Origin of the sequence: Leucobacter sp. cx-42 (genome assembly GCF_014529985.1) — a bacterium.
Taxonomy (GTDB): Bacteria; Actinomycetota; Actinomycetes; order Actinomycetales; family Microbacteriaceae; genus Leucobacter.
The window spans coordinates 101789-124343 of sequence record NZ_JACVMU010000006.1; the positions used below are offsets into that span (position 1 = coordinate 101789).

Genomic DNA, 22555 nt, shown 5'->3' on the forward strand with positions numbered 1-22555 from the left:
CCTTACAGCCCCAGGACGTTCTGGAACGCGGTTGAGTATTTCTTGTCTTCTTCAGCTGACAGCGTGCGGAACGAGTGCAGGTGCTTCCAGTCGGTTTCCGTGGGGAAAATGAGCGGGTTTTCTGCGTTCTCGGGGTGGAGCTTCCGCATTGCCTCCTGAGTGCCCGCTACCGGGGGCACGAAGGTGACGTAGTTTGCGACGTCTGCCATCACCTCAGGCTGGTAGTAGAAGTTGATGAGTTCTTCCACGCGCTTCTTCGCCTCAGGGTCTGTGCCGTTCGGCACGGTGAACGAATCGGCCGCAATCATGCCACCTGATTCGGGGATCTCCATCGTCCACTTCGGGCCGTCTGGCTCCTCGGTGTTCATCATGATGACGTCACCCGTCCACGCCATTGCAACGAGGGTGTCACCGGTCTGGAGATCCTGCGTGTAGGAGTTCCCCTTCACGTTCTTGATTTGACCACTCTGCAGGCCATCGTCGAGCCATGCGAGCGCCTCGTCATATTCTTTGTCGCCCCAGTCACCCGATGGGTCGTAACCAAGACCCGCCAGAATCATGCCCATGGTGTCGCGCATCTCGGTGAGCACACCAACCTTGCCCTTGAGCTCTGGGCGCATGAAGTCGTTGAGTTCCTTGATCCCCTTCGGCACAGCCTCCGTATTCCAAACCCAGCCGGAAGCGGGAAGCTGCCAGGGGATGGTGAACTGACGGCCGGGATCAACGTCGAGCGCATCCCACTGCGCCTCAACCATGTTGCTCTTCACATTGGGAAGGTTCGCGTAATCAAATTCCTGAATCTGGTTCGCCTCGAGCAGACGCGCGTTCATCCAGTCAGTGAACGTAATCACGTCGTAGCCGGTGTACTGATTCTGCTTGAGCTGATCTTTGATCTTGCCGTAGAAAGTGTTGTTGTCGTCGATGTCCTCGATGTAGGTGACCTTCATACCGGTCTCTTCGGTGAAGCGATCGAGCGACCCAAAGCCGCCAGTCTCCTCATCGAAGTCGAGGTAGTAGGTCCAGTTGCCCCACGTCACACCGTTGGCGTCACTCCCGCCGGCGCAGGCGGACAAGCCGAGCGTGCCAAGGCCGGCGGCTCCAAGCATCGCCCCCTTGAGTAGGCGGCGACGATCCATCTGCGCTCCACGGATCATGTTGACGACGTTCTTGACCATTGGGTCTTCGGGCATGCGATTCACCATTTGGGTCTCCTTTGACTCATATGTTGTGCACGTCTGTCTCGCTGTTTGTGCACTGCGCAAATCAGCAGTTTTCACAGCTAACTCACGCATGTTGAATATTTCACAGTTCGCAAGCCAATACCAGGGTGGAGTATCGGTGTTGCCGAATTAGACACAAAACAGTTATCAAACTCGCAAATCATGTGCGAATGAGCGGCACTCTTCCGCAATATCCACTGGTTCACTTGCGTTTCAGAAAAATTGGCGCACCCTAGTAAGTACGACCCCGTGAGGGCATAATTCAGGCTGCACTTTTTCCTGTGAACTTTCCAAATTGCCTGAATTTCTCGGCATCAGCTTCGGATTCCTTTGCTTTTTTGCTTTCCGACTGACAGAATCAGTGGTGTGGGTACTAAACGAGCCACTCTGGCACTCGATTCGACGTCGAAAGCGATCATTGAGCAACTTCAGCTCGATGGTCGGCGTTCGTATGCCGAAATCGGAAAGGCAGTAGGCCTCAGCGAGGCCGCTGTCCGTCAGCGTGTGCAGAAACTCACCGATGCCGGCGTCATGCAGATTGTTGCAGTGACAGACCCAATGCGAATCGGCTTCCACCGACAAGCAATGCTCGGCATACGGGTCTCAGGCGACACCAGGGTCGTCGCCGATCGACTCGCAGAGGTGCCAGAAGTCAGTTACGTCGTGCTCAGCGCGGGTTCCTTTGATCTTCTTGCCGAGGTAGTCTGCGAGGACGATGATGCACTTATCGAGTTGCTGAATGACACCATTCGCCAGCTCGAGGGCGTTTCATCGACTGAGACTTTCGTCTATCTCAAACTCAACAAACAGAAATACGACTGGGGAACACGATAACCATGTCTTTCGATCCAACTGCAGCGGTCGACACTGCAGCTCTCCAGGCTTCGGCCCGGAAGCACATGTGGCCGCACTTCACCAACCGTAAGGTGCTCAACGACGGTATCCCCGTCATCACCCGCGCCGAGGGCCACCACATCTACGACGCAGCAGGCAAGGGCTACATCGATGGCCTTGCTGGTCTCTTCGTTGTGAACGCAGGCCACGGCCGCGATCGCATCGTTCAGGCTGCTGCAAAGCAGATGAAGCAGCTCGACTTCATGCCGATCTGGTCGTACGGTCACCCCGCAGCAATTGAGCTGTCGGAGCGTCTCGCATCGTACGCACCCGGCGAAATGAACAAGGTCTTCTTCACCACCGGCGGTGGCGAAGCTGTTGAGTCGGCATTCAAGCTGGCTAAGCACTTCTGGAAGATCAAGGGCCAGCCGATGAAGCACAAGGTCATCTCGCGTTCGGTTGCCTACCACGGCACGCCGCAGGGTGCTCTTGCTATCACCGGTATCCCCGACATGAAGAAGTTCTACGAGCCGCTGACCCCCGGTGGTCACCGCGTTCCTAACACGAACTTCTACCGTGCCGATGAGATGGGCGCTCCCTCGAACGACATCGAAGCGTTCGGCCAGTGGGCAGCTAACCGCATCGAAGAGGCTATCCTCTTCGAGGGCCCCGAGACTGTTGCTGCAGTCTTCCTTGAGCCCGTACAGAACTCGGGTGGCTGCTTCCCGCCTCCCCCCGGTTACTTCAAGCGCGTTCGCGAGATCTGCGACCAGTACGACGTCCTCCTCGTTTCGGATGAGGTCATCTGTGCATACGGTCGTATCGGCGACTTCTTCGCTTCGAAGGCACTCGGCTACGAGCCTGACATCATCACCTCGGCAAAGGGCATCACCTCGGGCTACGTGCCCCTCGGTGCAATGATCGTTGCTGACAAGGTGTCGGAGGTCTTCAACAACGAAGACAACACCTTCTACCACGGCTTCACCTTCGCAGGTCACCCTGCGGCAGCTGCAGCAGCACTCGAGAACCTCGACATCTTCGAGGAAGAAGACCTCAACGGCCGCGTACGCGAGAACAGCCCGCTGTTCCGTGCAGAGCTCGAGAAGCTTCTTGACATCGACATCGTCGGTGACGTTCGCGGTGAGGGCTACTTCTTCGGTATTGAGCTTGTCAAGGACAAGGCAACCAAGGAGACCTTCAACGAGCAGGAGTCGGATCGCCTCCTCCGCGATTACCTCTCGCCCGCTCTCTGGGACGCTGGCCTGTACTGCCGTGCAGACGACCGTGGCGACCCCGTCATCCAGCTTGCTCCCCCGCTGACCATTGGTCCGGCAGAGTTCGCTGAAATCGGCGGCATCCTCCGCAGCGTTCTGAAGGACGCTTCGGCAAAGATCTAATGATCTGGAGCTAAATTGGAGTAATCCAGTTTGCTGCGCGAGCGCCCCCACCACTTTTGTGGTGGGGGCGCTTTGCTGTATCCACGCAACGCGCTCAAACAGGGAGTCAATAGGGGCTACATATCACTAGGCTAGGTACGTGTTCGGTGAGTTTTCTAGTACCCAGTGGGATGCACTCGCGTTTGTGTATCTTGGTTTCGCCCTCATGGCTGGAATGATCGTGCGCAAGCGGGTACCAATCCTGCGGCGCCTGTACATTCCAGGCAGCGTCATTGCTGGCTTCTTGATCCTGCTGCTCGGCCCCCAAATCATTGGGCAGTTCACGGGCGGTTGGAGCTTGTTCCCCGAGCGCGCACTACACATCATCGAGTTGCTGCCCGGCCTGCTCATTAACATCGTGTTCGCCGGCATCATGCTGGGCAAGTCTCTCCCCTCATTCAAGCAGGTGTGGAAAGAAGCCGCCCCGCACGTGATTCTGGGCAGCGTCTTCTCCTTTGGCCAGTTTGCGCTCGGCGCGCTCGCTGTCGTATTCATCCTCACGCCGTTCTTCGGACTCAATCCGGTTGCAGGTTCCATCCTGGAGATGTCGTTTGCCGGTGGCCACGGCACGATCGCCGGCATGGGCGGCATTCTGGAGGAAGCAGGCGCACCCGAGATCGTCGATGTGGGCCTCGGGCTCGCGACCATCAGTATGCTCACCGGCATTATTGGCGGATCGCTCCTCGTGAACTATGCAATCCGCAATCCCAAGATTCCGGTCGCGCGCACCGCTGACGACCGCACCCCAATCACCTCGTCACTCAGCAAGATCAAGCCGAATTCCGGTGATCAGGTCGACAACAAGGGCGGCCTCGGCTCACTGTCTCGCAGCTTCGGCGCGATTGCTATTGCGATCGCCCTCGCAATTGTGATGCTGTATTCACTGCGTTGGATCTTGAACCTCGCAGGCTCGTCAGCGCTCGACAATTTCCCGCTCTTCCCCTTTACCGTCATTGGTGGTTTCCTCGTGCAGCTCGTGCTCTCGAAGGTCGGCCAGGAAGCAATTCTCGATCGTCGTACGATCAATGACATCTCGGGGCTCGCGCTCGATCTCCTCATTGCGGCAGCCATCGGCACCATGTCACTCGCCGCGCTCGGTGCGAACTGGGTGAGCCTGGTGATTCTCACGGTGATCGCCTTCGCGTGGAGCGTCTTTGGCATGCTTTGGCTTGGTCCGAAAATCCACCGCAAGGACTGGTTCGAACATTCCATCGCCGACTATGGCCAGTCGCAGGGCAATGTGGCCGCTGGCTTCATTCTCGCCGATATGGCGGATCCCGCACACGAGACGTCGGCAGCCCGCGCATACGGATACAAGCAGCTCATCTATGAGCCATTGCTCGGCGGCGGCATTCTCACAGCATTCGCGATTCCGGTGATTCTGTCGATCGGATCGTTGTGGTTCGGCCTTGCGAGCCTCGCGATCACGCTGCTCCTGATTCTCTGGGGCGTCAAGCGCGGTCGCACGGCCGCACACCTCACGGCGTAACACGCCGCCACCGCGGCGCGCAGCAGGGGGGGCGCTCTCGTATGGGAGCGGCCCCCTGCTGTGCGTTGAGCGTGATCCTGGCAGACTCGATCCACACCGGCACGATCCACGTGGGCACACGCGGGACTGGCCGAAGATACAACAACGCCCCGGGGCTCGAAAGCCACGGGGCGTTGTTTCAGACCGTCCGGCGATCACCGGAAGTCAGAAGCTACTTATCGGCGGAGGCCGAGACGCTCGATGAGCGAACGGTAGCGGGTGATGTCAGTCTTCTGGAGGTAGCCCAGGAGACGACGGCGCTGACCAACGAGGAGAAGGAGGCCACGGCGCGAGTGGTGATCGTGCTTGTGGTCCTTGAGGTGCTCGGTGAGATCCTTGATGCGCTTGGTGAGAAGTGCAACCTGGACCTCGGGGGAACCCGTGTCGCCCGGAGTGGTTGCGTATTCTTCCATGATCGCCTTCTTGACGTCTGCTGCGAGTGCCATGGAGATCCCCTTTCGATTGCTGCGCGGCGCTAGTAACAGGATGTTCTAGCTCTCTTAATCCGCGGCCGTTATTACGGCAACCTGACTAGCTTACCACTATTTGGAACGCCACTCACCTCACTAGGCTCAAGGTATGGCACACCTGACGCCCACAGCACTCCAAGCCGTCCTTCCCGAGCTTGAATCACTCGCCGCGACGCTCGCCCGCGAGGCAGGAGTAGCGGCCATGCAGATGCGCGCCGAGGGGGTGAGCGTTGCCGCAACGAAGTCGAGCGACATCGATATCGTGACGTACGCTGATCGCGCGACCGAGGCACGCATCACGGCTGCCCTCCGTGCGGCACGGCCAGATGACGGCATCCTTGGCGAAGAGGGTGCCTCCGCGGAAGGCGCAAGCGGCATCACCTGGGTTATTGACCCGATCGATGGCACCGTGAACTATCTCTACGATCAGCCGGCTTATGTGGTGAGCATTGCGGTGACCGTCGCTGATCCGCACGCCTTCGCTGATGGCCGCCGCGCGGTCGCGGGTGCGGTGTATGCGCCGCGCTTTGATGAGCTGTTCTCGGCCCACACGGGCGGCGGATCGCGTCTGAACGGCTCCACCCTCAGCGTGAGTGACGTGTCGACGCCGGCACGTGCCCTGGTCGCCACCGGCTTTGGGTATACGGTCGAGCGAAAGCACGAGCAGCTTGCGCTACTCTCCCGCTTGCTCCCGGAGATCCGGGACATTCGTCGGCTTGGTGCGGCGGCATATGATCTCTGCGCGCTCGCTGCTGGCCGCGTGGATGCCTTTTACGAGAAGGGCTTGCAGCCGTGGGACTACGCGGCTGGTGCGCTCATCGCGAGCGAGGCAGGCGCAAAGCTCCTCGGTGCCGATGAGCAGACAGCCCCTGGCGAACCGCTGTTGTTTGCGGGAAACGAGACACTCGTCACGAAAATACGAGACATCGTTCGCGGTCTCTGAAAGACTGCTTGGGCAGTACAAAGTATCTCCAAAGGAGGAGACATGCGAAGTGAGCCTAACGATCCCATCATCGCCAGCCTGGTGCGGGCAGCAAAGTCCCGGCAGGTCAGCCGTCGCCAGCTGTTCACCGGTCTCGGTGTTGGTGCTGCAGCCCTCGGAGCAACGTCGCTCACGGGTTGCGCGGATGCGAGCGGCAAGGAGGGACAGATTCGCTGGGCGAGCTGGACCTACTACCTGGATTTCGACGAGGACACCCAGGACTACCCCACGCTCAATGCGTTCATCGAAAAGACCGGCATTGATGTCCAGTACTTCGAGGACGTCGACGACAACAAGACCTTTATCGGCAAGATCAAGGATCAGCTGAAGCTCAAGCAGGACACCGGTTACGACCTGTTCACCCTGACCGATTCTTCGCTCGTGCGCATCTTCGAGCAGGATCAACTGCTGCAGTTTGACCGCGCCCTCATGCCTCACGTCGAGGCTGAGATGATCGACATCTTCAAGCACGCGACGTTTGACCCGAACCGCGAATGGGCGATCCCGTTCCAGGGCGGTATGACGGGCCTCTGCTACAACGCGCAGCTGTACCCGAAGGGCGTCAAGACGGTTTCGGATCTCTGGGCTGCAGACCTCAAGGGCAAGATCAGCCTGCTCTCAGAGCAAGACGACACCCTCGGCCTCATCATGCTCGAGCAGGGCGTCGACATCGCCGGCGAGTGGGGTGACGACGAGTTCAACGCTGCGCTCGCGGTCGTTGAGGAGCAGATCGCCCGCGGTCAAGTCTTCAATGTGAAGGGCAACTCGTACACGCAGGACTTGCAGAACGGCAGCGTGCTCGCCGCAATGTGTTGGTCGGGCGATATCGCGATGCTCAATGAGGAAGCCGGCGAGGAGATCTGGAAGTTCGTGGTTCCCGATTCGGGCTCCCCGCTCTTCATCGACTCGTTCTGCATGCCGGAAACCGCGGTTCCTGTTGACGACATTCACAAGCTCGTCGACTACTACTACGAGCCCGAGGTTGCGGCGCAGGTGGCTGAGTACGTCCAGTACGTGACTCCGGTCAAGGGCGCACGCGACGCGATGGCGAAGCTAAACCCCGAAATGGCAGACAACCCGCTCATCTTCCCGGATGAGGAAATGTCAAAGCGCATCTACGACATGCGCTCGCTCTCCTCACAGGAGGACAACAAGTTCGCCCAGGCCTACCAAAAGGTGCTCGGCAACTAGCCTTGCGGGCGCACCCAGGTGCGCCTCAGTCGTTGCTCGCGCCTGGTTGGGAAGCGTCGTTGCTGTCAGAAGCAGCACGATCTTCCCAGCCGAGCGCGAGCTCACCGAGCTGATCGGCAAGGTCTTTCAGGGCGCGCGGATCGCCAACAGCCCCAACGGCCACTCCGAGCAGGAATGTACTCAGCGGCGCCGCTGGACGAGCCACATTCCGTGCGATCAGCTTCGCCGCGTGCAACACAATGCGCGTGGTCTCAGTGTCGAGCTCGACGTTGTCTTCGGTCACGCCAGTCTCGGCCGCCGCAGCAGCCAACCATTCGTCGAGGGCTGCCGGCGGAAGATGCTTACTGTCGGGCACTGTCTACTCCTTCTGTTGGTGCGGTTCGTTCAACGTCGACGGCCTGATGCGCTGCTGCGAGGTCTGCTGGGGTATCGATGTCGGCTGTCACGGCCTCCGATGCATCGACCCATCGCACGTCGAGCCCAGCGGTCACCGCGCGCAACGGCAGGTCTGCGACGCTGCCCTCGCGCGCTTCAACCACTGCAACTGCCGCGCGAAGCGTCTCTACACTGTAGGCTCCTGCGAGCCATTGCGGACGCCCGTCCGGGTCTTTGAGGACAACTGCCTCACCCGCATTGAAATTCGTGTCTGTGAGCAACGCTACGACCGCTGTGGGCCGCACGAGGTCACACGCGAGCACCAGCACCCGATCGGCGGTGACCAGCGGCAGAGCGGCTGCCAGCGCCGCGAGTGGCCCACCATAGGCTGGCTCCTCACGCACCCCGATGCACCCGGCAGGCACCACCGCTGCCGGACCAGCCACGATGATCTCCGACGCTGCCGTGCCGCCGCGCACGGCAGCAACCACCCGCGCGAGCAACGTTTCCCCGCCGACCACCACGCGGGCCTTGTCAGCGCCGAGGCGGGATCCGCGCCCACCAGCGAGCACGATCGCACTGAGCGACGAATGTGCGTTCACACCGCACCTCCAACCAGAATCACGTCCACGACATCGCCGGCGCGCACATCGCCCTGTTCGGGCGGCACGAGCGCGTAACCTGCGGCCCCGCCACCGCTCCCGACCGCGTGCGAGACTCGACGCTCATGCACGGCCGGCACGCACTCAAGCCCGGCTTCGCTCGCTTCCAGGCGGATCGGCAGCACCTGCAGCCGACCACGCGATCCGCGCCAGTCGACGCCGGCGCGCACGGGCACCCGCACGCGATCAACGACCGTCCGCCCCTGCATCCGCAGGAGGGCCGGCCTAACAAACAGCTCGAACGAGGTCGCTGCGCTGCCGGGATTGCCCGGGAGCGCAAAGATCCATGCACCGCCCGCCAGACGTCCCGCGCACTGCGGCTGCCCCGGCTTCACCGCAACGCGCACCGCACGCACCGCGGGTTCGGCAGCAAGCGCAATCCGCACGATGTCGTGTGCACCAGGGCCGACACCGCCGGTCGTGATGATGGCGTCGACCTCGGTGGCGAGGCGGCTGATCCGCGCCCCGAATGAAGCCGGATCGTCTGCGCTGACGGCGTGCACGGTGGCCCCGATTCCGGTTTCCGCGAGCAGGCTCACGATGAGGAGCGAATTTGATTCGGAAATCTGGCCACGTGCGAGCGGCGCACCCGGCGCCTGCAGCTCAGACCCAGTCGCAATCACGGCAATCCGAGGCGAGCGGTGCACAGTAACGCTCCCCACACCAGCTGCGGCGAGCGCAGCGATGCGTACTGCGGTGAGCGGATCACCCGTCGCAGCAATGGACATGTCAGCCGACACGTCTTCGCCACGGCGCCGCACATGGGCGCCCGGCCGTGGGACGGCGCTAAACGACACCGCGTCGTGCGCCCACTCGCCTGGTCCGGCTTCACCAACGCCATCTTCGACCGGAACGACCGCATCTGCGTCTGTGGGCAACGGTGCCCCGGTCATGATGCGGACGCACTCCCCCGGTGTGATCGCGGGATCAGCGGCGCTTCCTGCTGCCACCTCGCCGATGATGCGCAGCTCGACTGGTGCTGACGCTGTTGCTGCGGCGAGGTCTGCCGCGCGCACGGCGTAGCCGTCCATGGCCGAGTTGTCCCACAGCGGAAGGTCGTGCTGAGCGGTGACGTCGGTCGCGAGGGTCCGGCCGTGTGCCTCACGCAGCGGGACGGTCTCGACGGGCAGCCGTGGGACCTCGGCGAGCAACCACTTGAGGTGATCCGCCGCCGGAATAAGGGAATCTGTACCCGCCATCGCGTTCTCCGCCCGTTTGAGCCGGTCTGGGCGCCTGCAGCTGCCCGCGCCTCGTTGCCGTCCGCGCGCCACGCGGCACGGGACTCGTTTCGATGCTATCCAAGAACTGTGTCACGAATCACCGCACGACGTCAGATCACTCGGATTACTGTGGGCGAGCTGCCCAAACGCCGCAAGGACTTCCTCACCGTCGAGGAGCCGCTCGAGATCCGCGTCGGAAACAAACCCCTGGCGGTGACGATGCGCACGCCCGGCCACGATGTCGAGTTGGCCGCTGGCTTCCTCGTGTCAGAGGGCGTGATTTCCGCTCCCGAGCACTTCTTCACGGCGCAATTCTGCGGGGGCGCGGATCAACCACCCACCGACGGGCCAGCTCCCAACCGCGTGAACCTGCTCGGTCAGGTCGGCCTCGCGAACCCGTTCGCAGCTCCCCCGACGCTTGGTGACGCCGCGAACACCTACAACGTGCTCGATGTCACGCTCGCTGCCGGGGTCGCACCGCCAGATCCCTCGCTCGAGCGAAACTTTACGACCACGAGCTCCTGTGGGCTCTGCGGCAAGGCGACTATTGACGCCGTGCACACGCAGTCTCATTTCGGGGTTGCGGATGATCCGCTCACCATCTCGGCTGCAGAGCTCGTGGGGTTCCCCGATCGGCTGCGTGCCGAGCAGGCGGTTTTCGAGCGCACGGGCGGCCTCCACGCGGCAGGTCTGTTCGACGGCCGCACGGGTGAGCTACTCGTCCTGCGCGAAGATGTTGGCCGTCACAACGCTGTCGACAAGGTCGTCGGCTGGGCTCTCCTCAACGGTCGTCTGCCGCTGCGCTCGTGCGTGCTCATGGTGTCGGGGCGCGCGAGCTTCGAGCTCACGCAGAAAGCAATCATGGCGGGCATCCCAATGCTCGCGGCCGTCTCAGCACCCTCCTCCCTCGCGATGGACCTCGCCCAGGCGGAGGGTCTCACGCTTGTGGGCTTCCTGCGCGGCGAGTCCATGGTGGTCTACAGCCGGGCGGATCGCATTACCAACGAAGCTCCCCCGGTCGCCGAGTAGTCGGGTCGCGAGGGAGCTTCGCTGAGTGGGGGCTTAGTTCGTACCCGTTCTGAAGATTCGTTTCACACGGTTCAGGATCCGACGGGAAAGACTCGGCTTTTCTTGAAGCACTTGCACCTGACTCCTCAGTGATTTCAGCTCCTTCTGAAGGGCTGTAGTCGCTCTCTTCTGAGCCTCAAGATCTGGATTCGGCGCGGGCGCCAGCTTCTTTGCAGGTGGCGGCATAAACGGCACCGTGTAGCCCTGGTTACGTCGCTTGTCTTCAGCATCTGCGCCTTGGCGGAGCCATCGGAGGCGATCATAAATCTGTTCTGTGGATCGCTCACTAAACGGCCCATGCACGGGCCCAGGGTAATTCAGGCTCGCCATCTGATCATCAAACTCAGGATTGCTATTGCCAGGTTGATAAATATGCGCAATCTCATTTTTCTCAAGGAATGAGGTGTATCGATCAAAGTTCTCTGGCATCTTGCGATTGAACTCGGAATAGTCGAGATTCTCATAGATCTCCGCCGCAGACTCAACCGTAGACAAATCTCTGACTAAACGATGCGGGATGCCGTGATAATCCGCGAGCTCAAGAGTGCGAGAGTCCCAGCCAAGTACATAGGCAGGTGTCCCACCCATAATCGCGGCCACGTTGCCGTGAATGCGTGCGCCAAAGGAGAAGTCCATCTCTCCGAGGTACTGAGTCCAGGTAATTGGGTCTACGAAGAATCGAACACGATCCTCGCGTATCAGTGGGTGATCAATCGAGGTAATGAGGTTTGGATCGTTACTGGGAACCGAGGTACCCCAAAGAAGTGTTGAGAGTTCGTCTTGCTGCTGGCCGACAAACTCTGAACGAGGAAATTCACTTGCGACCTTGCGAATGAATGCCCCAGCCCCTCTCGCAGCCCGAGAAGTGTTGAATGCTACGCGTGAATCTCTGTCGAGCGTGATCTCTGGCTTTTCAATTGTGAAGTCTCGACCCAGGTCATAGGTCGAGGGACAACCGATGACGTCCACTTTTCCATCATTGAACCCAAGACTTTTGAGATATTCAAGCGTCAGTTCGCCCCGCACACCTACAGTGGCAGAACGATCAAGTACTGTACCTACAAAACGCTTCGTAGCTTCGTCAACATCACCAGAATTGGCGAAGTGGTCCCCATCAACGGTCAGCTGCGCTCCAACACCTACTACCGTCACAGGAATAGTGAGACGTGAAATCAAGTCTGTCAGCCGGTTCATGAAGGGGACGAAGTCTCGCCTAAACGCGTTCGCCAATGGAATCACAAAGCCGTCAAACTCATTGTTTATGCGCGCCGCAAGCGCGGCATAATCTGGTGCGCGTTCCGAGCGAAATGAGTCTGAGATGACTTCAGTTCCGGGTACTGAGATCGCGCGCGCAACTGAGTTACTAAAGAGCAAGTTTCCCGAGTTAGTACCAAAGGATGCATACCTGGCAGCGGCAAGTGACGCCTCAGGCGTCAGAGGTATGAGCGGCGACTTACCACTGCGCATAAGAATTCTTGACATGAAACACTTTCCAAGACACCCGACACTGCGCCCGGCACTACACCCGACACTGAAACTGCTTTGTGAATCTTTTCACAATACTATGTAAACGTAAACAGGTGTGCCCAGGGCCGTAACCCTGGGCACACCTGGTTTGGATTTAACTCTGGCTTTACGCGTTCGCGCGCGGTGCACCGATGCCCGGATCGATCTGCACGGGACCAGACGCCGACGGACGAATGTCGAAGTCGAAGATCGCGGTGGGCAGATAGACGGTCGAACACGAGTTCGGGATGTCGACAACGCCCGACAGGCGACCCTCGATCGGTGCCGCACCGAGCAGGAGGTACGCCTGCTCAGGGCTGTAGCCGAACTTGGTGAGGTAATCGATCGCGTGGAGGCACGCACGCTGGTAAGAGAGGTGAGAGTCGAGGTAGCGCTGCTCACCTTCGAGGGTGACCGACGTACCCGAGAACGCGAGCCACTCGCTGTACTGTGGCTCAACGTTGCCCGGCATGAAGATCGCATTCTCCTTCACGCCGTAGGTCTCCATGCCACCGCGGATGATGTCGACGCGCAGGTCAATGAAGCCGCCCATCTCAATCGCGCCACAGAAGGTGATCTCGCCATCGCCCTGCGAGAAGTGCAGGTCACCCACCGAGAAGTTCGCGCCGTCAACGAAGACCGGATAGAACACGCGAGCGCCCTTGCTGAGGTTCTTGATGTCCTGGTTGCCACCGTTCTCACGCGGCGGAGCGGTGCGCGCAGCCTCGGAGCCAACGCGTGCCCACTGGTCGCGGGGCAGTCCACCGAGAATCGCGTGCTCTGCCTCGGGCGGCAGGGCGAGCGGCGGAACGCGCAGCGGATCGGTCGCAATGAGGTCACCCTCACGCTTGTTCCACTTCTGGAGCAGCTGCGCCGAGGGCGCGGTACCCATGAGACCCGGGTGGATGATGCCGGTGAACGAGACACCGGGGATGTGACGCGAGGTCGCAGTCTGACCAGAGAAGTCCCAGACTGCCTTGTACGCGTCAGGGAACTGATCGGTCAAGAAGCTGCCACCGTTCCGCTTCGCGAAGATACCGGTGTAACCCCAGCCCTGGCCAGCGAGCGGACCTTCCTCCTGCGGAATTGGGCCGACATCGAGGATGTCAACGATGAGCAGATCGCCGGGCTTGGCGCCTTCCACCTTGAAGGGGCCACTGAGCGTGTGCACGGTAAGCAGTGGTGCATCCAGGATGTCCTGCGCAGAGTCATCATTCTTGATCGCACCGTCGAACCACTCACGACAATCAACACGGAAGCTGTCGCCCGGCTTCACCGTCGCAACAGGCGGAATCTCGGGGTGCCATCGGTTGTGTCCCAGCTTGTCCTGGTCGACAAATTTCTTATTGGAGTCCAGCTGAAATACATGTTCGGGCATTGCGCTAACCTTCTTCCTTCAATTCCCCGCGGGCGTCGTTGCACGCGGAAGTCACAGTGAGTGAAGCTGCCACCCCTTATGGGCGCGGCAACTTCGCATGCAGCGGGTTGTGGGTCACCGGCTGACGCTTCGGCGGGCCCGCAGATGACGTCGGCAGACCGGTCACCACCTGGGGCTCGTGCGCGCTTTGCGCAGCACGATCAATGAGTCCGTACGCCGCAGTTCCAGCACCGGAGAGGTGTGGCGCGGAAACCAGTCTGGTCGCGGTGCCATCGCACACACGGCACTTCGTCTCGCGCGGCACCTCAGCCATCGCGTAGAGGGCATCAAACTCGCACCCCGCCTGACAACGAAACCTGTAATTCGGCATTCTCACGCCTTTCTGCGTGACCACAAGTCACGCTGTTGCGGGGCCGGCTCCTTCGCCGAGGTTCTCACCTGCCTCGAAACTATCGAGGGTGGCGAGCATAGTCAATGGTATGACGGACGTCGATATACTGCGAGGCATGACCCAACGTCGTTTCATCTCACGTCCTGTCCGCCGCGCGCTCACCGCTACCGCTGCCATCGCGGTTGCAATCGGCTCGCTCACCGCCTGCGCAAACACCGAAAAGGTCGCGGATCAGCCCGCAGCAGAATCGACAGATTCCCTCACCGGCGAGCTCAACGTTGCGGCGGCAGCATCACTGCAGCCGGCGTTCGAAGAACTCAGCGAGCAGTTCACCGCCGAGCACCCCGACGTGAAGATCACGCTCTCGTTCGATGGCTCCTCGGTACTCGCCACCCAGATTCTCGAGGGCGCACCGATTGATGTGTTCGCCTCGGCAGACGAAGCAAACATGCTCAAGGTGACCGACGAAAAGCTCAACGCAGCAGAACCCATCACCTTCGCAACCAGCAGCCTCGAAATCGCAGTCGCGCCAGGCAACCCGCTCGGCATCACCGACCTCGCATCGCTCGCAAAACCGACCGCTTCGGGTGAGGCGCCCGTCGTCGTGCTCTGCGCGGCCGAGGTGCCCTGTGGCGCGGCATCGCACAAGCTGCTCGACCGCGACGGCGTCGCAATCACCCCCGCGAGCGAAGAGCAGAGCGTCACCGCTGTCCTCACGAAGGTGGCAGCTGGCGAAGCCGACGCCGGCCTCATCTACCGTTCCGACGTGCTCCGTTCAGAGGGCGGCGTCGACGGCATCGAGATCGCAGGCTCGAACGAAGCCGCTGGCAGCTACCTCATTGCGCCGCTCACCTCCTCCGCATCACCCGAAGCAGCACTCGCGTTCGCTGAACTCATGAACAGCACCGCAGCGCAGCAGCTCTTCGAAAAGCTCGGGTTCGGCCCAGCAGCGTGACCCACCAGCACAGCCGCGCCCGCAAGGACCTGCCCGCGATCATCATCGCGCCGGCGGTCCTTGCGGGCGCGCTCCTGCTGCTGCCCTTCATCGCACTCCTCGCGCGAATCGACTGGGCAGCGCTGCCCGCGATCCTCGCACAACCAGAAACGCTCTCCGCGCTGCGCATCTCCATCGTGACCGCGCTCGCCGCAACCGTGTGCTGTCTCGTCCTCGGGGTCCCGCTCGCGATCGTACTTGCACGCACCTCCGGTTTGCTTGCCGCCGGTCTGCGGGCGATTGTCACGCTCCCGCTTGTGCTGCCCCCGCTGGTGGGCGGCCTCGCGCTGCTCTCGCTCCTCGGCCGAAACGGCCTCATCGGCGGCTGGCTGGCGGAGCTGGGGATCCGCATCCCCTTCACCATGACCGCGGTCGTAATTGCGCAGACGTTTGTTGCGCTGCCGTTCTTGGTCATTTCGGTGGAGGGAGCTTTGCGCTCGCTCGATCCTGCCTATGAGGAGGCCGCGTCTACGCTCGGTGCCTCCCCCACTGCCGTGCTCTGGCATGTCACCCTGCCGCTCATCGCGCCCGGACTCATTGCTGGCACGATCATGTCGTTCACGCGCGCACTCGGCGAATTCGGCGCGACCGCACTCTTCGCAGGCAACGCCGAGGGCACCACTCGCACCGTGCCACTCGCGATCTACACCGCGTTTAACGGCGCCGGTGTGACGCAAGACATCGCGCTCGCGCTGTCACTCGTGCTCGTCTCGGTCTCGGTCATTGCGCTTGTCGTGCTGCGCGGTCGCACCACGCCTGACAGGATGGCAACGTGACTTCCCAACGACGCATCGCACAGCTGCCCTCAACCGGCCTGGTCGATGCGCGCGGACGCGGGCTGCGTGACCTGCGCATCTCGGTGACGGATCGCTGCAACTTCCGCTGTGTGTACTGCATGCCAAAGGAGATCTTTGGCCGCGACTACCAGTTCATGGAGCGCTCAGAGTTGCTCACATTCGAGGAGATCGAACTCGTGGCGCGCGCCGCGGTCGAACTCGGCGTCGACAAGCTGCGCATCACCGGTGGCGAGCCGCTGCTGCGGCGCGGCATCGAGGGGTTGATTGAGCGGCTTGCCGCGATCCGCACCCCTGACGGACGCAAGCCAGATCTTGCACTCACGACCAACGGTGCCGCGCTGCCAGTGAAGGCCGCGGCGCTCAAGGCTGCCGGACTTGATCGTGTGACGGTCTCAGTGGATTCGCTCGATGATGCGAAGTTCCGGGAGATGAACGACGTCGGGTTCCCGCTCGACCGTGTCTTTGACGGCATCGCAGCCGCCGCCGATGCCGGCCTCGGACCGATCAAGATCAATGCCGTCATCAAGCGCGGCGTGAACGAGTCGGAGATTGTGCCGCTCGCGGAACGCTTCCGCGGCACCGGCCAGACGCTCCGCTTCATCGAATATATGGATGTTGGCGCGTCCAACGGCTGGAAACTCGATGAGGTTGTGCCCTCGTCCGAGGTCGTGCGTGCGATTGACGCGGTGCATCCGCTCGAACGCATCGGCGCCGAGCGCCCCGGCGAGACCGCTGTGCGCTGGAAGTACCGTGACGGCGCCGGTGAGATCGGCGTGATCTCGAGCGTCACCGGGGCGTTCTGCGGAACCTGCACACGCGCTCGCATCTCGGCAGACGGCCAGATCTTCACCTGTCTCTTCGCCGATCACGGATTCGACCTCCGCGCGCTCGTACGCGGGGGCGCGGATCACCAGACCATCGTCGCGGCCCTCGCGAAGCTGTGGGCGGTGCGGGACGACCGCTACTCCGAGCAGCGGGCTGAACTTTCTGGCAGCCGCGACCGCATTGAGATGTCGTACATCGGGGGCTAGCCCGGTGTGACCCGGCGCCCGTGGCTATTGAGTGGCTGGTGTGGTTTAGAGCCCGACCCACTCGGAAACGCCGTCGGCGAAGTGCTGGCGCTTCCAAATCGGCACCTCCGCCTTAATGCGTTCGACGAGCTCTTCGATCGCGGCGAAGGCCTCTGCACGGTGCGGAGCTGATGCCGCAGCAACGAGCGCCGCATCGCCGATCTGGAGCGGGCCCACGCGGTGCGCTGCTGCGAGCCGCAGGCCGGTGCGTGCCGAGGCCTCAGTAACGCATTCCCGGAGGAAGCGATCGGCGTCAGGGTGCGCCTGGTAGTCGAGTGCGTCGACTCCCTTCCCGCCATCGTGGTCGCGCACAATGCCGTGGAACATGACAAGCGCACCGCACTCATCCGCGTTCACCGCAGCACGGATCGCCGCTTCATCAAGCGGATCCTCGGTGACGCGGGCGTAGACCGCTGCCTGAGTTTCTGAAGCTGACACGTCAGTAGCCTTTCGTGGGTGTGGCTGATCCGCGCACGATCCAGTCGGGGGCGGATCGCGCGAAGGCGTCGATACCGCCGCGCAGGTAGGTCACGTTCTCCCAGCCGGCTGCGGCGAGCGCGCCAGCTGCGCGGATCGAGCGGGGATCCCGTTCGCAGTAGACGATGGCTCGGCGCCCGTTGTGTGCCGTGGGAAGCACTCCGGCATCGATGAGGTCGACGTCGTGGTGACGCGCGCCGGTGACCCGGCGGCCCGCATACTCTGCCGCGCTGCGGACGTCGATGAAGTCAATGCTGGCGCGCTCGTGAGCGTCCGTGAGGAGGCGCGCCAGATCGGTGGAACTGATTGATGCGTCATCAGGTGCGCTGCCCTCGGGCGTTCCAGCAGCAGTGACGGCACACGTGACGTCGAGGTCGACGAGCACGCTGATCGCTGCGGCTTGTGGGTCACGGCCGTACGGGATCTCTCGGGTGCGAGCGCTGAGCGCATCGTAAGTAAGCACTCGCCCGATGAGCGGATCACCGATGCCAGCGATGAGCTTCATGGCCTCGGTCGCGAGCAATGAGCCCACCGTGCCGCAGAGCCCAGGGAGCACGCCGCCCTCAGCGCAATTCAGCACGGTGTCAGGGCCTGGTGGCTCCGGGAACAAATCTCGGTACCCGGGGCCGTGCGCATGCCACGCGACACTCACTTGCCCGGAATACTGAAGAATTGCACCCCACACGAGCGGGATGCCCGCGAGCTGTGCAGCGTCGTTCACGAGATAGCGCGTCGCGAAGTTGTCACTACCGTCAATCACGAGATCGTAGTCGGCAAAGATCTCGAGAGCGTTTGCCGCGGTGAGGCGCAAGTTGTGTTCGTCAACCACGATTGCGGGATCGAGCGTGCGCACGGTCTCGGCGAGCGACGTCACCTTCGGACGGCCGATATCTGCCGTGCCGTGCGACACCTGGCGATGCAAATTCGACAGCTCGACGAGGTCGTCGTCGATGAGTCCGATCCGCCCAATACCTGCGCCAGCCAGATACGGAACCACCGCGCTGCCCAAACCACCGGCGCCGATCACGAGCACCCGCGCCGCTGCAAGGCGCCGCTGAGCGAGTTCGTTGAAACCCGGCAGGATGATTTGGCGGTGCGCGCGTGCTCGCGCCTCATCGGTGAGCGCAGGGGTCGGCTCAACGAGCGGCGCGATCCTTGCGGTGTTCATGTCCCCATCTTAGGTGTGCGCGGCACTGCTGCTCACACCTGCGGCACGCACTGCGGCGAGCGCTCGTTTGCCTTGGTCGGCACAGTACGATGGCAGCATGTCGAAGATCACCGTCAGATACTTCGCCGCCGCAGCGGAAGCGGCAGGCCGCGATGAAGAGGTCTTGGAGTTCGCGAGTGAGCTCCCGTCCCTCGACGACCTCCGTGCAGATCTCATCACTCGCTACGGCGACGCCATTGCACGCGTGCTCGCCTCCGGATCATTCCTCGTGAACGGCACGGTTCGCCGCGACGGCGGCGCTCTCATTGATGCCAGTGTCGTCGCCGATCCCAACGACCAGCACACCGTTGACGTACTTCCCGCGTTTGCAGGCGGGTAGTGATGTCCGCTGCTGATACCTGCGCCGGGCCGCGGTCGCTCACCGAGCACGCGGAGATCGTGCGTGCGTTGCTGTCCCCCGTGCTCGCCGCCCGCGCGTCCGCTGCGCCGGAGCTGCTGTCGGTGCTCGACCCTGCGCTCAACGGACGCGTGATCGCGGAGCAGCTTACGAGCACGATCCCGCTGCCACCGTTCGACAACTCGCAAATGGATGGTTATGCCGTACGCACGGCTGACTTCGTCGGCCAAGCACCGTTCACTCTCACGATTGGTCAGACGACGGCTGCTGGCGATCCGCCGCACACACATGTCGCAGGTACTGCCGCGCCGGTCATGACCGGGGCACCGGTACCGATGGGCGCCGACGCGGTCATTCCGATCGAGGCCGCGGTACCGCCACGCTTCACCGAGCTGCAGCGCGCCGGTCAGCCAGCGGCGACCGGTACCGTCTCGTTCGCGGAAGCTCCGCCTGCCAACCAGTTTGTCAGGCGCGCGGGGTCTGATCTCCCGCTCGGCGAGCAGCTGGTCGCTGCAGGGACGCGGATCACGCCACCAGTCATCGGTCTGCTCGCGAACGCAGGCGTTCAGGTGGTGGCGGTGCGCCAACGCCCGCGCGTGCTCCTTGTCTCGACGGGTGATGAGGTTGCCGCGGCCGCCGAGGTGTCCGCAACCGCAACGGGGCAACTGCCCGCCGGTGCGATCTTCGATGCAAACACCCCGATGCTGAGCGCCCTGTTCCGCGAAGCGGGCGCCGAGGTCGTACATCAGCGTGTGCCCGACGACGCCGAGCGACTGCGCGATGTGGTCGCCGCCAACGCCGCTGCGAACGATCTGCTGCTCACCTCCGGTGGTATCAGCGCGGGTGCCTACGAAGTCGTGCGCGATGCGTTCGCCGACTACGGCGTCACCTTCACCGGTGTCGCAATGCAGCCAGGCGGGCCGCAGGGCGCAGGCCAGCTGACGTTGCCGACCGCCGATGGCGAGACCGCAACCATTACCGCGATCTGCTTCCCGGGGAACCCGGTGAGCTGCGCGCTGTCGGCAGAGTGCTTCGTGCTGCCCGCATTGCGCGAGTATGCTGGCCGGCCTGGCCGGGCCGCGACAGAGGTGCGCCAGCTCGCGCACGATACGGTCTCGCCAGCGCACAAGCATCAGCTTCGCCGCGGACGCCTGCTGCCAGATGGCCGGGTGCGCGTCACGCCGCCGAGCTCCCATTTGCTCGCCGATCTTGCCGCAGCCGAAGTTCTTGTTCACATTCCGGTGGGAGTCTCTGCGCTCTCGACCGGCGACGACGTCGAAATCTGGAGACTCCATGACTAACGAACCCCAGCAGCACCTCACCCATATTCGTGAGGACGGCAGCGCACACATGGTCGATGTCACCGAGAAGGCAGTCACCAAGCGCACCGCCCAGGCAGAAGCGATTCTGGAAACCCGCGCAGACGTCATCGAACAGCTCGTCTCCGGCAATCTCCCCAAGGGAGAGGCACTTGGCACCGCACGGATCGCGGGCATCATGGCCGCTAAGCGCACCTGGGAGCTCATTCCCCTCTGCCACCCGCTTCCCATCACGAAGCTCGCAATCGATTTTGAACCGCGCGAGACGAGTGTGCGGATTATCGCTTCGGCAACCGTTCGCGGCGTCACCGGCGTGGAGATGGAAGCACTCACCGCCGCAAGCGTTGCCGCCCTCACCCTGTACGACATGATCAAGGCAGTCGACCATCAGGCAGTCATTTCGAGTACCCGCGTGCTCTCGAAGTCGGGCGGCAAGAGCGGCAACTGGTCGGTCGAGTGAGCTCCGCGACTGCGCAGGGAGCGCGCGAGGCACGCGTCATCGTGTCTTCAACGAGCGCAGCTGCTGGCACCGCCGCAGATCGCACGGGGCCGAGCATCGTGCAATGGCTCAGTGATCGAGGGTTCAGCACGCCGCCAGCAGCGGTCGTCGCCGACGGCGACCCCGTTGGCGCCGCCGTCCGCGCAGCAATCGACTCAGAAGTCGCGATCGTGCTGACCACCGGCGGCACTGGGATTTCACCAACCGACAACACCCCTGAGCAGGTTGGGCCGCTGCTCGAGGTGCAGCTTCCCGGATTGATTGAGTCGCTGCGGGCGCGAGGCGCTGCGGTCACGCCGAATGCTGCGCTCACCCGCGGGGTCGCAGGGTTCGCCGGCGAAACGTTCATCATGACGCTGCCGGGTTCGCCTGGCGGCGTGCGTGACGGTCTCGCGGTACTTGCCGAGGTACTTGAGCACATGCTCGGGCAACGCTCAGGCACCCCACGCGGTCAGCACTCGGCACGTTAACCCGCTGCCTGGCGGTTAGCGCGACGGCTTGAGGTCAAATTCTTCAAGCGCCCGTCGCAGGGATACCCCTGATCCAAAGCCCGCGAGGTGTGCGACCAAGCTGCGACTCCAGCTGGGGTACTGGTCGAGACGCGATTTCGCGTACTCTGCACGTGCCCGGCGAATCTCTTGCGCGATCCGGCAACCGCGTGCGGAATACGCACGATCGAGCGTACTGCGGGACACTCCCAGCCGTTGGGCCAGCTGCGCAGCGTTGAACTCTGGGTTCGTAAATTCGGCCTGGAGCACCCACTGCGCCGATTCAAAGAGGCATTCCGTTGCTGGATCGACGACCGTTGAGGTGCGCACGATCGCACGCGCAACCTCCCGCACGAGCGTGCGCAGCGTGGTGGTGTCATCACCGATCGTGCCGCTGTCGCTGTCGAGAATCCCTTTTAGGTAGCCAAACGAGGCACGTCCAAGCGGCGCCCGGAGCGTCTCTTCACGCAGCTTCGCGGCCTCGGGTCGCAGTGGTTCAACCTCGCTCCGGTGAAATGTGAACAGCATCCCCTCGCAGTACTCGGGCACCATGAAGGTGAGACGTTCACTCCCGGGAGGAATCACGAAGAACTGTTCGCTAAACGCCGCGAGCGGCTTGCCCGCCATCGATACATCAAGTCGTCCCTTGGTGCACAGGATCAACCAGAAACGCTCCCCACTCCCCTCCGCGCGCCGCTCACGCAGCATGGACACCGGGCCGCACTTAAACTGCGCGATGGTGAATGAGTCAAAGAGGAGCGCGTTGATTGCGACGCGGCCTGGGTCGCCATCGCGCGGGAACAGCTGAAACATGCGATGAAAATCGATCGGAGTCTGGGTCGGTGTGCGTGCACCCCAGTTCAAGCGGTGTCGACTGTGCTGCGTTGCAGACACGTCGCTTGTTTCGAGCTCGGTATTCATCTTTGTGTAACGGCCTTCCGTCCCGTATGCAGAAAAGTGGACAGGTGAAAAGTTACTTTCGCGAGTCCATGGGAAGAAGACAGCAATCAGAATTGCAGTAGAGAATCCACACCCTTCCGTGCTCGACGGTCACATTCCCGCGTGCGAGCGGGCCGTTATGGTCT

24 protein-coding genes are annotated in these 22555 nt (G+C 62.3%); 13 read left to right on the plus strand and 11 right to left on the minus strand.

Annotated elements, in window-relative coordinates; genetic code table 11:
- Positions 1–2: 2 nt before the first annotated feature.
- Positions 3–1202, minus strand: a complete 1200-nt coding sequence (locus ICM05_RS06470) for a PotD/PotF family extracellular solute-binding protein (RefSeq protein WP_188023771.1) — start codon at positions 1200–1202, stop codon at positions 3–5.
- Positions 1203–1586: 384 nt separating this feature from the next.
- Here ICM05_RS06470 and ICM05_RS06475 point away from each other — a divergent pair, with 384 nt between their 5' ends.
- The 3 genes from ICM05_RS06475 to ICM05_RS06485 all read left to right on the plus strand — a co-directional run bounded on the left by ICM05_RS06475 (position 1587) and on the right by ICM05_RS06485 (position 4979).
- Positions 1587–2054, plus strand: a complete 468-nt coding sequence (locus ICM05_RS06475) for an Lrp/AsnC family transcriptional regulator (RefSeq protein WP_188023772.1) — start codon at positions 1587–1589, stop codon at positions 2052–2054.
- A gap of 2 nt (positions 2055–2056) precedes the next feature.
- A complete protein-coding gene (locus tag ICM05_RS06480) occupies positions 2057–3451 on the plus strand; it encodes an aspartate aminotransferase family protein (RefSeq protein WP_188023773.1) in 1395 nt (464 codons plus the stop codon).
- 139 nt (positions 3452–3590) lie between these two features.
- Entirely contained in the window at positions 3591–4979 is a 1389-nt protein-coding gene (locus ICM05_RS06485; RefSeq protein ID WP_215401753.1) for a sodium/glutamate symporter, read from the plus strand.
- A 215-nt stretch (positions 4980–5194) separates the two neighbouring features.
- Here the strand turns inward: ICM05_RS06485 and rpsO are convergent, their stop codons facing one another.
- Positions 5195–5464 carry a 30S ribosomal protein S15 gene (gene rpsO, locus ICM05_RS06490; RefSeq protein ID WP_188023774.1) on the minus strand — a complete coding sequence of 90 codons (270 nt, stop codon included), beginning with the start codon at positions 5462–5464 and terminating at the stop codon, positions 5195–5197.
- Positions 5465–5597: 133 nt separating this feature from the next.
- Between rpsO and ICM05_RS06495 the strand changes: the two genes are divergently transcribed.
- On the plus strand, positions 5598–6431 hold the full coding sequence (locus ICM05_RS06495; RefSeq protein ID WP_188023775.1) for an inositol monophosphatase family protein: 834 nt from the start codon (positions 5598–5600) through the stop codon (positions 6429–6431).
- A gap of 42 nt (positions 6432–6473) precedes the next feature.
- Entirely contained in the window at positions 6474–7661 is a 1188-nt protein-coding gene (locus ICM05_RS06500) for a PotD/PotF family extracellular solute-binding protein (RefSeq protein WP_188023776.1), read from the plus strand.
- Between the two features lie 25 nt (positions 7662–7686).
- Here ICM05_RS06500 and ICM05_RS06505 read toward each other — a convergent pair whose 3' ends face one another.
- The 3 genes from ICM05_RS06505 to glp (ICM05_RS06515) are packed head-to-tail and all read right to left on the minus strand — an operon-like array spanning position 7687 to position 9897.
- Positions 7687–8016 (minus strand): DUF6457 domain-containing protein, encoded by a 330-nt coding sequence (locus ICM05_RS06505; protein WP_188023777.1) that lies wholly within the window; start codon positions 8014–8016, stop codon positions 7687–7689.
- Positions 8003–8638, minus strand: a complete 636-nt coding sequence (locus ICM05_RS06510; RefSeq protein WP_188023778.1) for an NTP transferase domain-containing protein — start codon at positions 8636–8638, stop codon at positions 8003–8005. The genes ICM05_RS06505 and ICM05_RS06510 overlap by 14 nt, the downstream gene beginning before the upstream one ends.
- Positions 8635–9897, minus strand: a complete 1263-nt coding sequence (glp, locus tag ICM05_RS06515; RefSeq protein WP_188023779.1) for a gephyrin-like molybdotransferase Glp — start codon at positions 9895–9897, stop codon at positions 8635–8637. Before glp (ICM05_RS06515) ends, ICM05_RS06510 begins: the two co-directional genes overlap by 4 nt.
- A gap of 108 nt (positions 9898–10005) precedes the next feature.
- On the opposite strand from glp (ICM05_RS06515), the gene fdhD reads away from it, so the two are divergent.
- Positions 10006–10947 carry a formate dehydrogenase accessory sulfurtransferase FdhD gene (gene fdhD / locus ICM05_RS06520; protein WP_188023780.1) on the plus strand — a complete coding sequence of 314 codons (942 nt, stop codon included), beginning with the start codon at positions 10006–10008 and terminating at the stop codon, positions 10945–10947.
- A 33-nt stretch (positions 10948–10980) separates the two neighbouring features.
- Here the strand turns inward: fdhD and ICM05_RS06525 are convergent, their stop codons facing one another.
- The 3 genes from ICM05_RS06525 to ICM05_RS06535 form a co-directional block, all read right to left on the minus strand.
- Positions 10981–12468: a polysaccharide pyruvyl transferase family protein gene (locus ICM05_RS06525; protein WP_188023781.1), complete on the minus strand. Its 1488-nt coding sequence runs from the start codon at positions 12466–12468 to the stop codon at positions 10981–10983.
- A gap of 151 nt (positions 12469–12619) precedes the next feature.
- Positions 12620–13870, minus strand: a complete 1251-nt coding sequence (gene fmdA, locus ICM05_RS06530) for a formamidase (RefSeq protein ID WP_188023782.1) — start codon at positions 13868–13870, stop codon at positions 12620–12622.
- Positions 13871–13946: 76 nt separating this feature from the next.
- On the minus strand, positions 13947–14240 hold the full coding sequence (locus ICM05_RS06535) for an FmdB family zinc ribbon protein (protein WP_188023783.1): 294 nt from the start codon (positions 14238–14240) through the stop codon (positions 13947–13949).
- A 136-nt stretch (positions 14241–14376) separates the two neighbouring features.
- On the opposite strand from ICM05_RS06535, the gene modA reads away from it, so the two are divergent.
- From modA to moaA, 3 genes are read left to right on the plus strand one after another with little or no spacing between them, the layout of a single operon-like run.
- Positions 14377–15216, plus strand: a complete 840-nt coding sequence (gene modA, locus ICM05_RS06540) for a molybdate ABC transporter substrate-binding protein (protein ID WP_188023784.1) — start codon at positions 14377–14379, stop codon at positions 15214–15216.
- Positions 15213–16031: an ABC transporter permease gene (locus ICM05_RS06545; protein ID WP_353055836.1), complete on the plus strand. Its 819-nt coding sequence runs from the start codon at positions 15213–15215 to the stop codon at positions 16029–16031. The genes modA and ICM05_RS06545 overlap by 4 nt, the downstream gene beginning before the upstream one ends.
- On the plus strand, positions 16028–17083 hold the full coding sequence (gene moaA, locus ICM05_RS06550; protein ID WP_353055837.1) for a GTP 3',8-cyclase MoaA: 1056 nt from the start codon (positions 16028–16030) through the stop codon (positions 17081–17083). The genes ICM05_RS06545 and moaA overlap by 4 nt, the downstream gene beginning before the upstream one ends.
- A gap of 45 nt (positions 17084–17128) precedes the next feature.
- On the opposite strand, the gene ICM05_RS06555 is transcribed toward moaA, so the two are convergent.
- Positions 17129–17560 (minus strand): molybdenum cofactor biosynthesis protein MoaE, encoded by a 432-nt coding sequence (locus tag ICM05_RS06555; RefSeq protein WP_188023785.1) that lies wholly within the window; start codon positions 17558–17560, stop codon positions 17129–17131.
- A gap of 1 nt (position 17561) precedes the next feature.
- Positions 17562–18767 (minus strand): ThiF family adenylyltransferase, encoded by a 1206-nt coding sequence (locus ICM05_RS06560; protein ID WP_188023786.1) that lies wholly within the window; start codon positions 18765–18767, stop codon positions 17562–17564.
- A gap of 97 nt (positions 18768–18864) precedes the next feature.
- Between ICM05_RS06560 and ICM05_RS06565 the strand changes: the two genes are divergently transcribed.
- Genes ICM05_RS06565 through ICM05_RS06580 form a run of 4 tightly spaced genes read left to right on the plus strand, consistent with a single transcriptional unit; the run spans position 18865 to position 21452 of the window.
- Positions 18865–19146, plus strand: coding sequence for a MoaD/ThiS family protein (locus ICM05_RS06565; protein WP_188023787.1), 282 nt, complete (start codon positions 18865–18867; stop codon positions 19144–19146).
- Between the two features lie 2 nt (positions 19147–19148).
- Positions 19149–20465 carry a gephyrin-like molybdotransferase Glp gene (gene glp, locus ICM05_RS06570; protein ID WP_188023788.1) on the plus strand — a complete coding sequence of 439 codons (1317 nt, stop codon included), beginning with the start codon at positions 19149–19151 and terminating at the stop codon, positions 20463–20465.
- Complete coding sequence (moaC, locus tag ICM05_RS06575; protein ID WP_188023789.1) at positions 20458–20943, plus strand: cyclic pyranopterin monophosphate synthase MoaC; 486 nt, start codon at positions 20458–20460, stop codon at positions 20941–20943. The genes glp (ICM05_RS06570) and moaC overlap by 8 nt, the downstream gene beginning before the upstream one ends.
- On the plus strand, positions 20940–21452 hold the full coding sequence (locus ICM05_RS06580) for a MogA/MoaB family molybdenum cofactor biosynthesis protein (protein ID WP_188023790.1): 513 nt from the start codon (positions 20940–20942) through the stop codon (positions 21450–21452). The genes moaC and ICM05_RS06580 overlap by 4 nt, the downstream gene beginning before the upstream one ends.
- 15 nt (positions 21453–21467) lie before the next feature.
- Here ICM05_RS06580 and ICM05_RS06585 read toward each other — a convergent pair whose 3' ends face one another.
- Positions 21468–22364, minus strand: a complete 897-nt coding sequence (locus ICM05_RS06585) for a hypothetical protein (protein WP_188023791.1) — start codon at positions 22362–22364, stop codon at positions 21468–21470.
- Positions 22365–22555 lie beyond the last annotated feature (191 nt).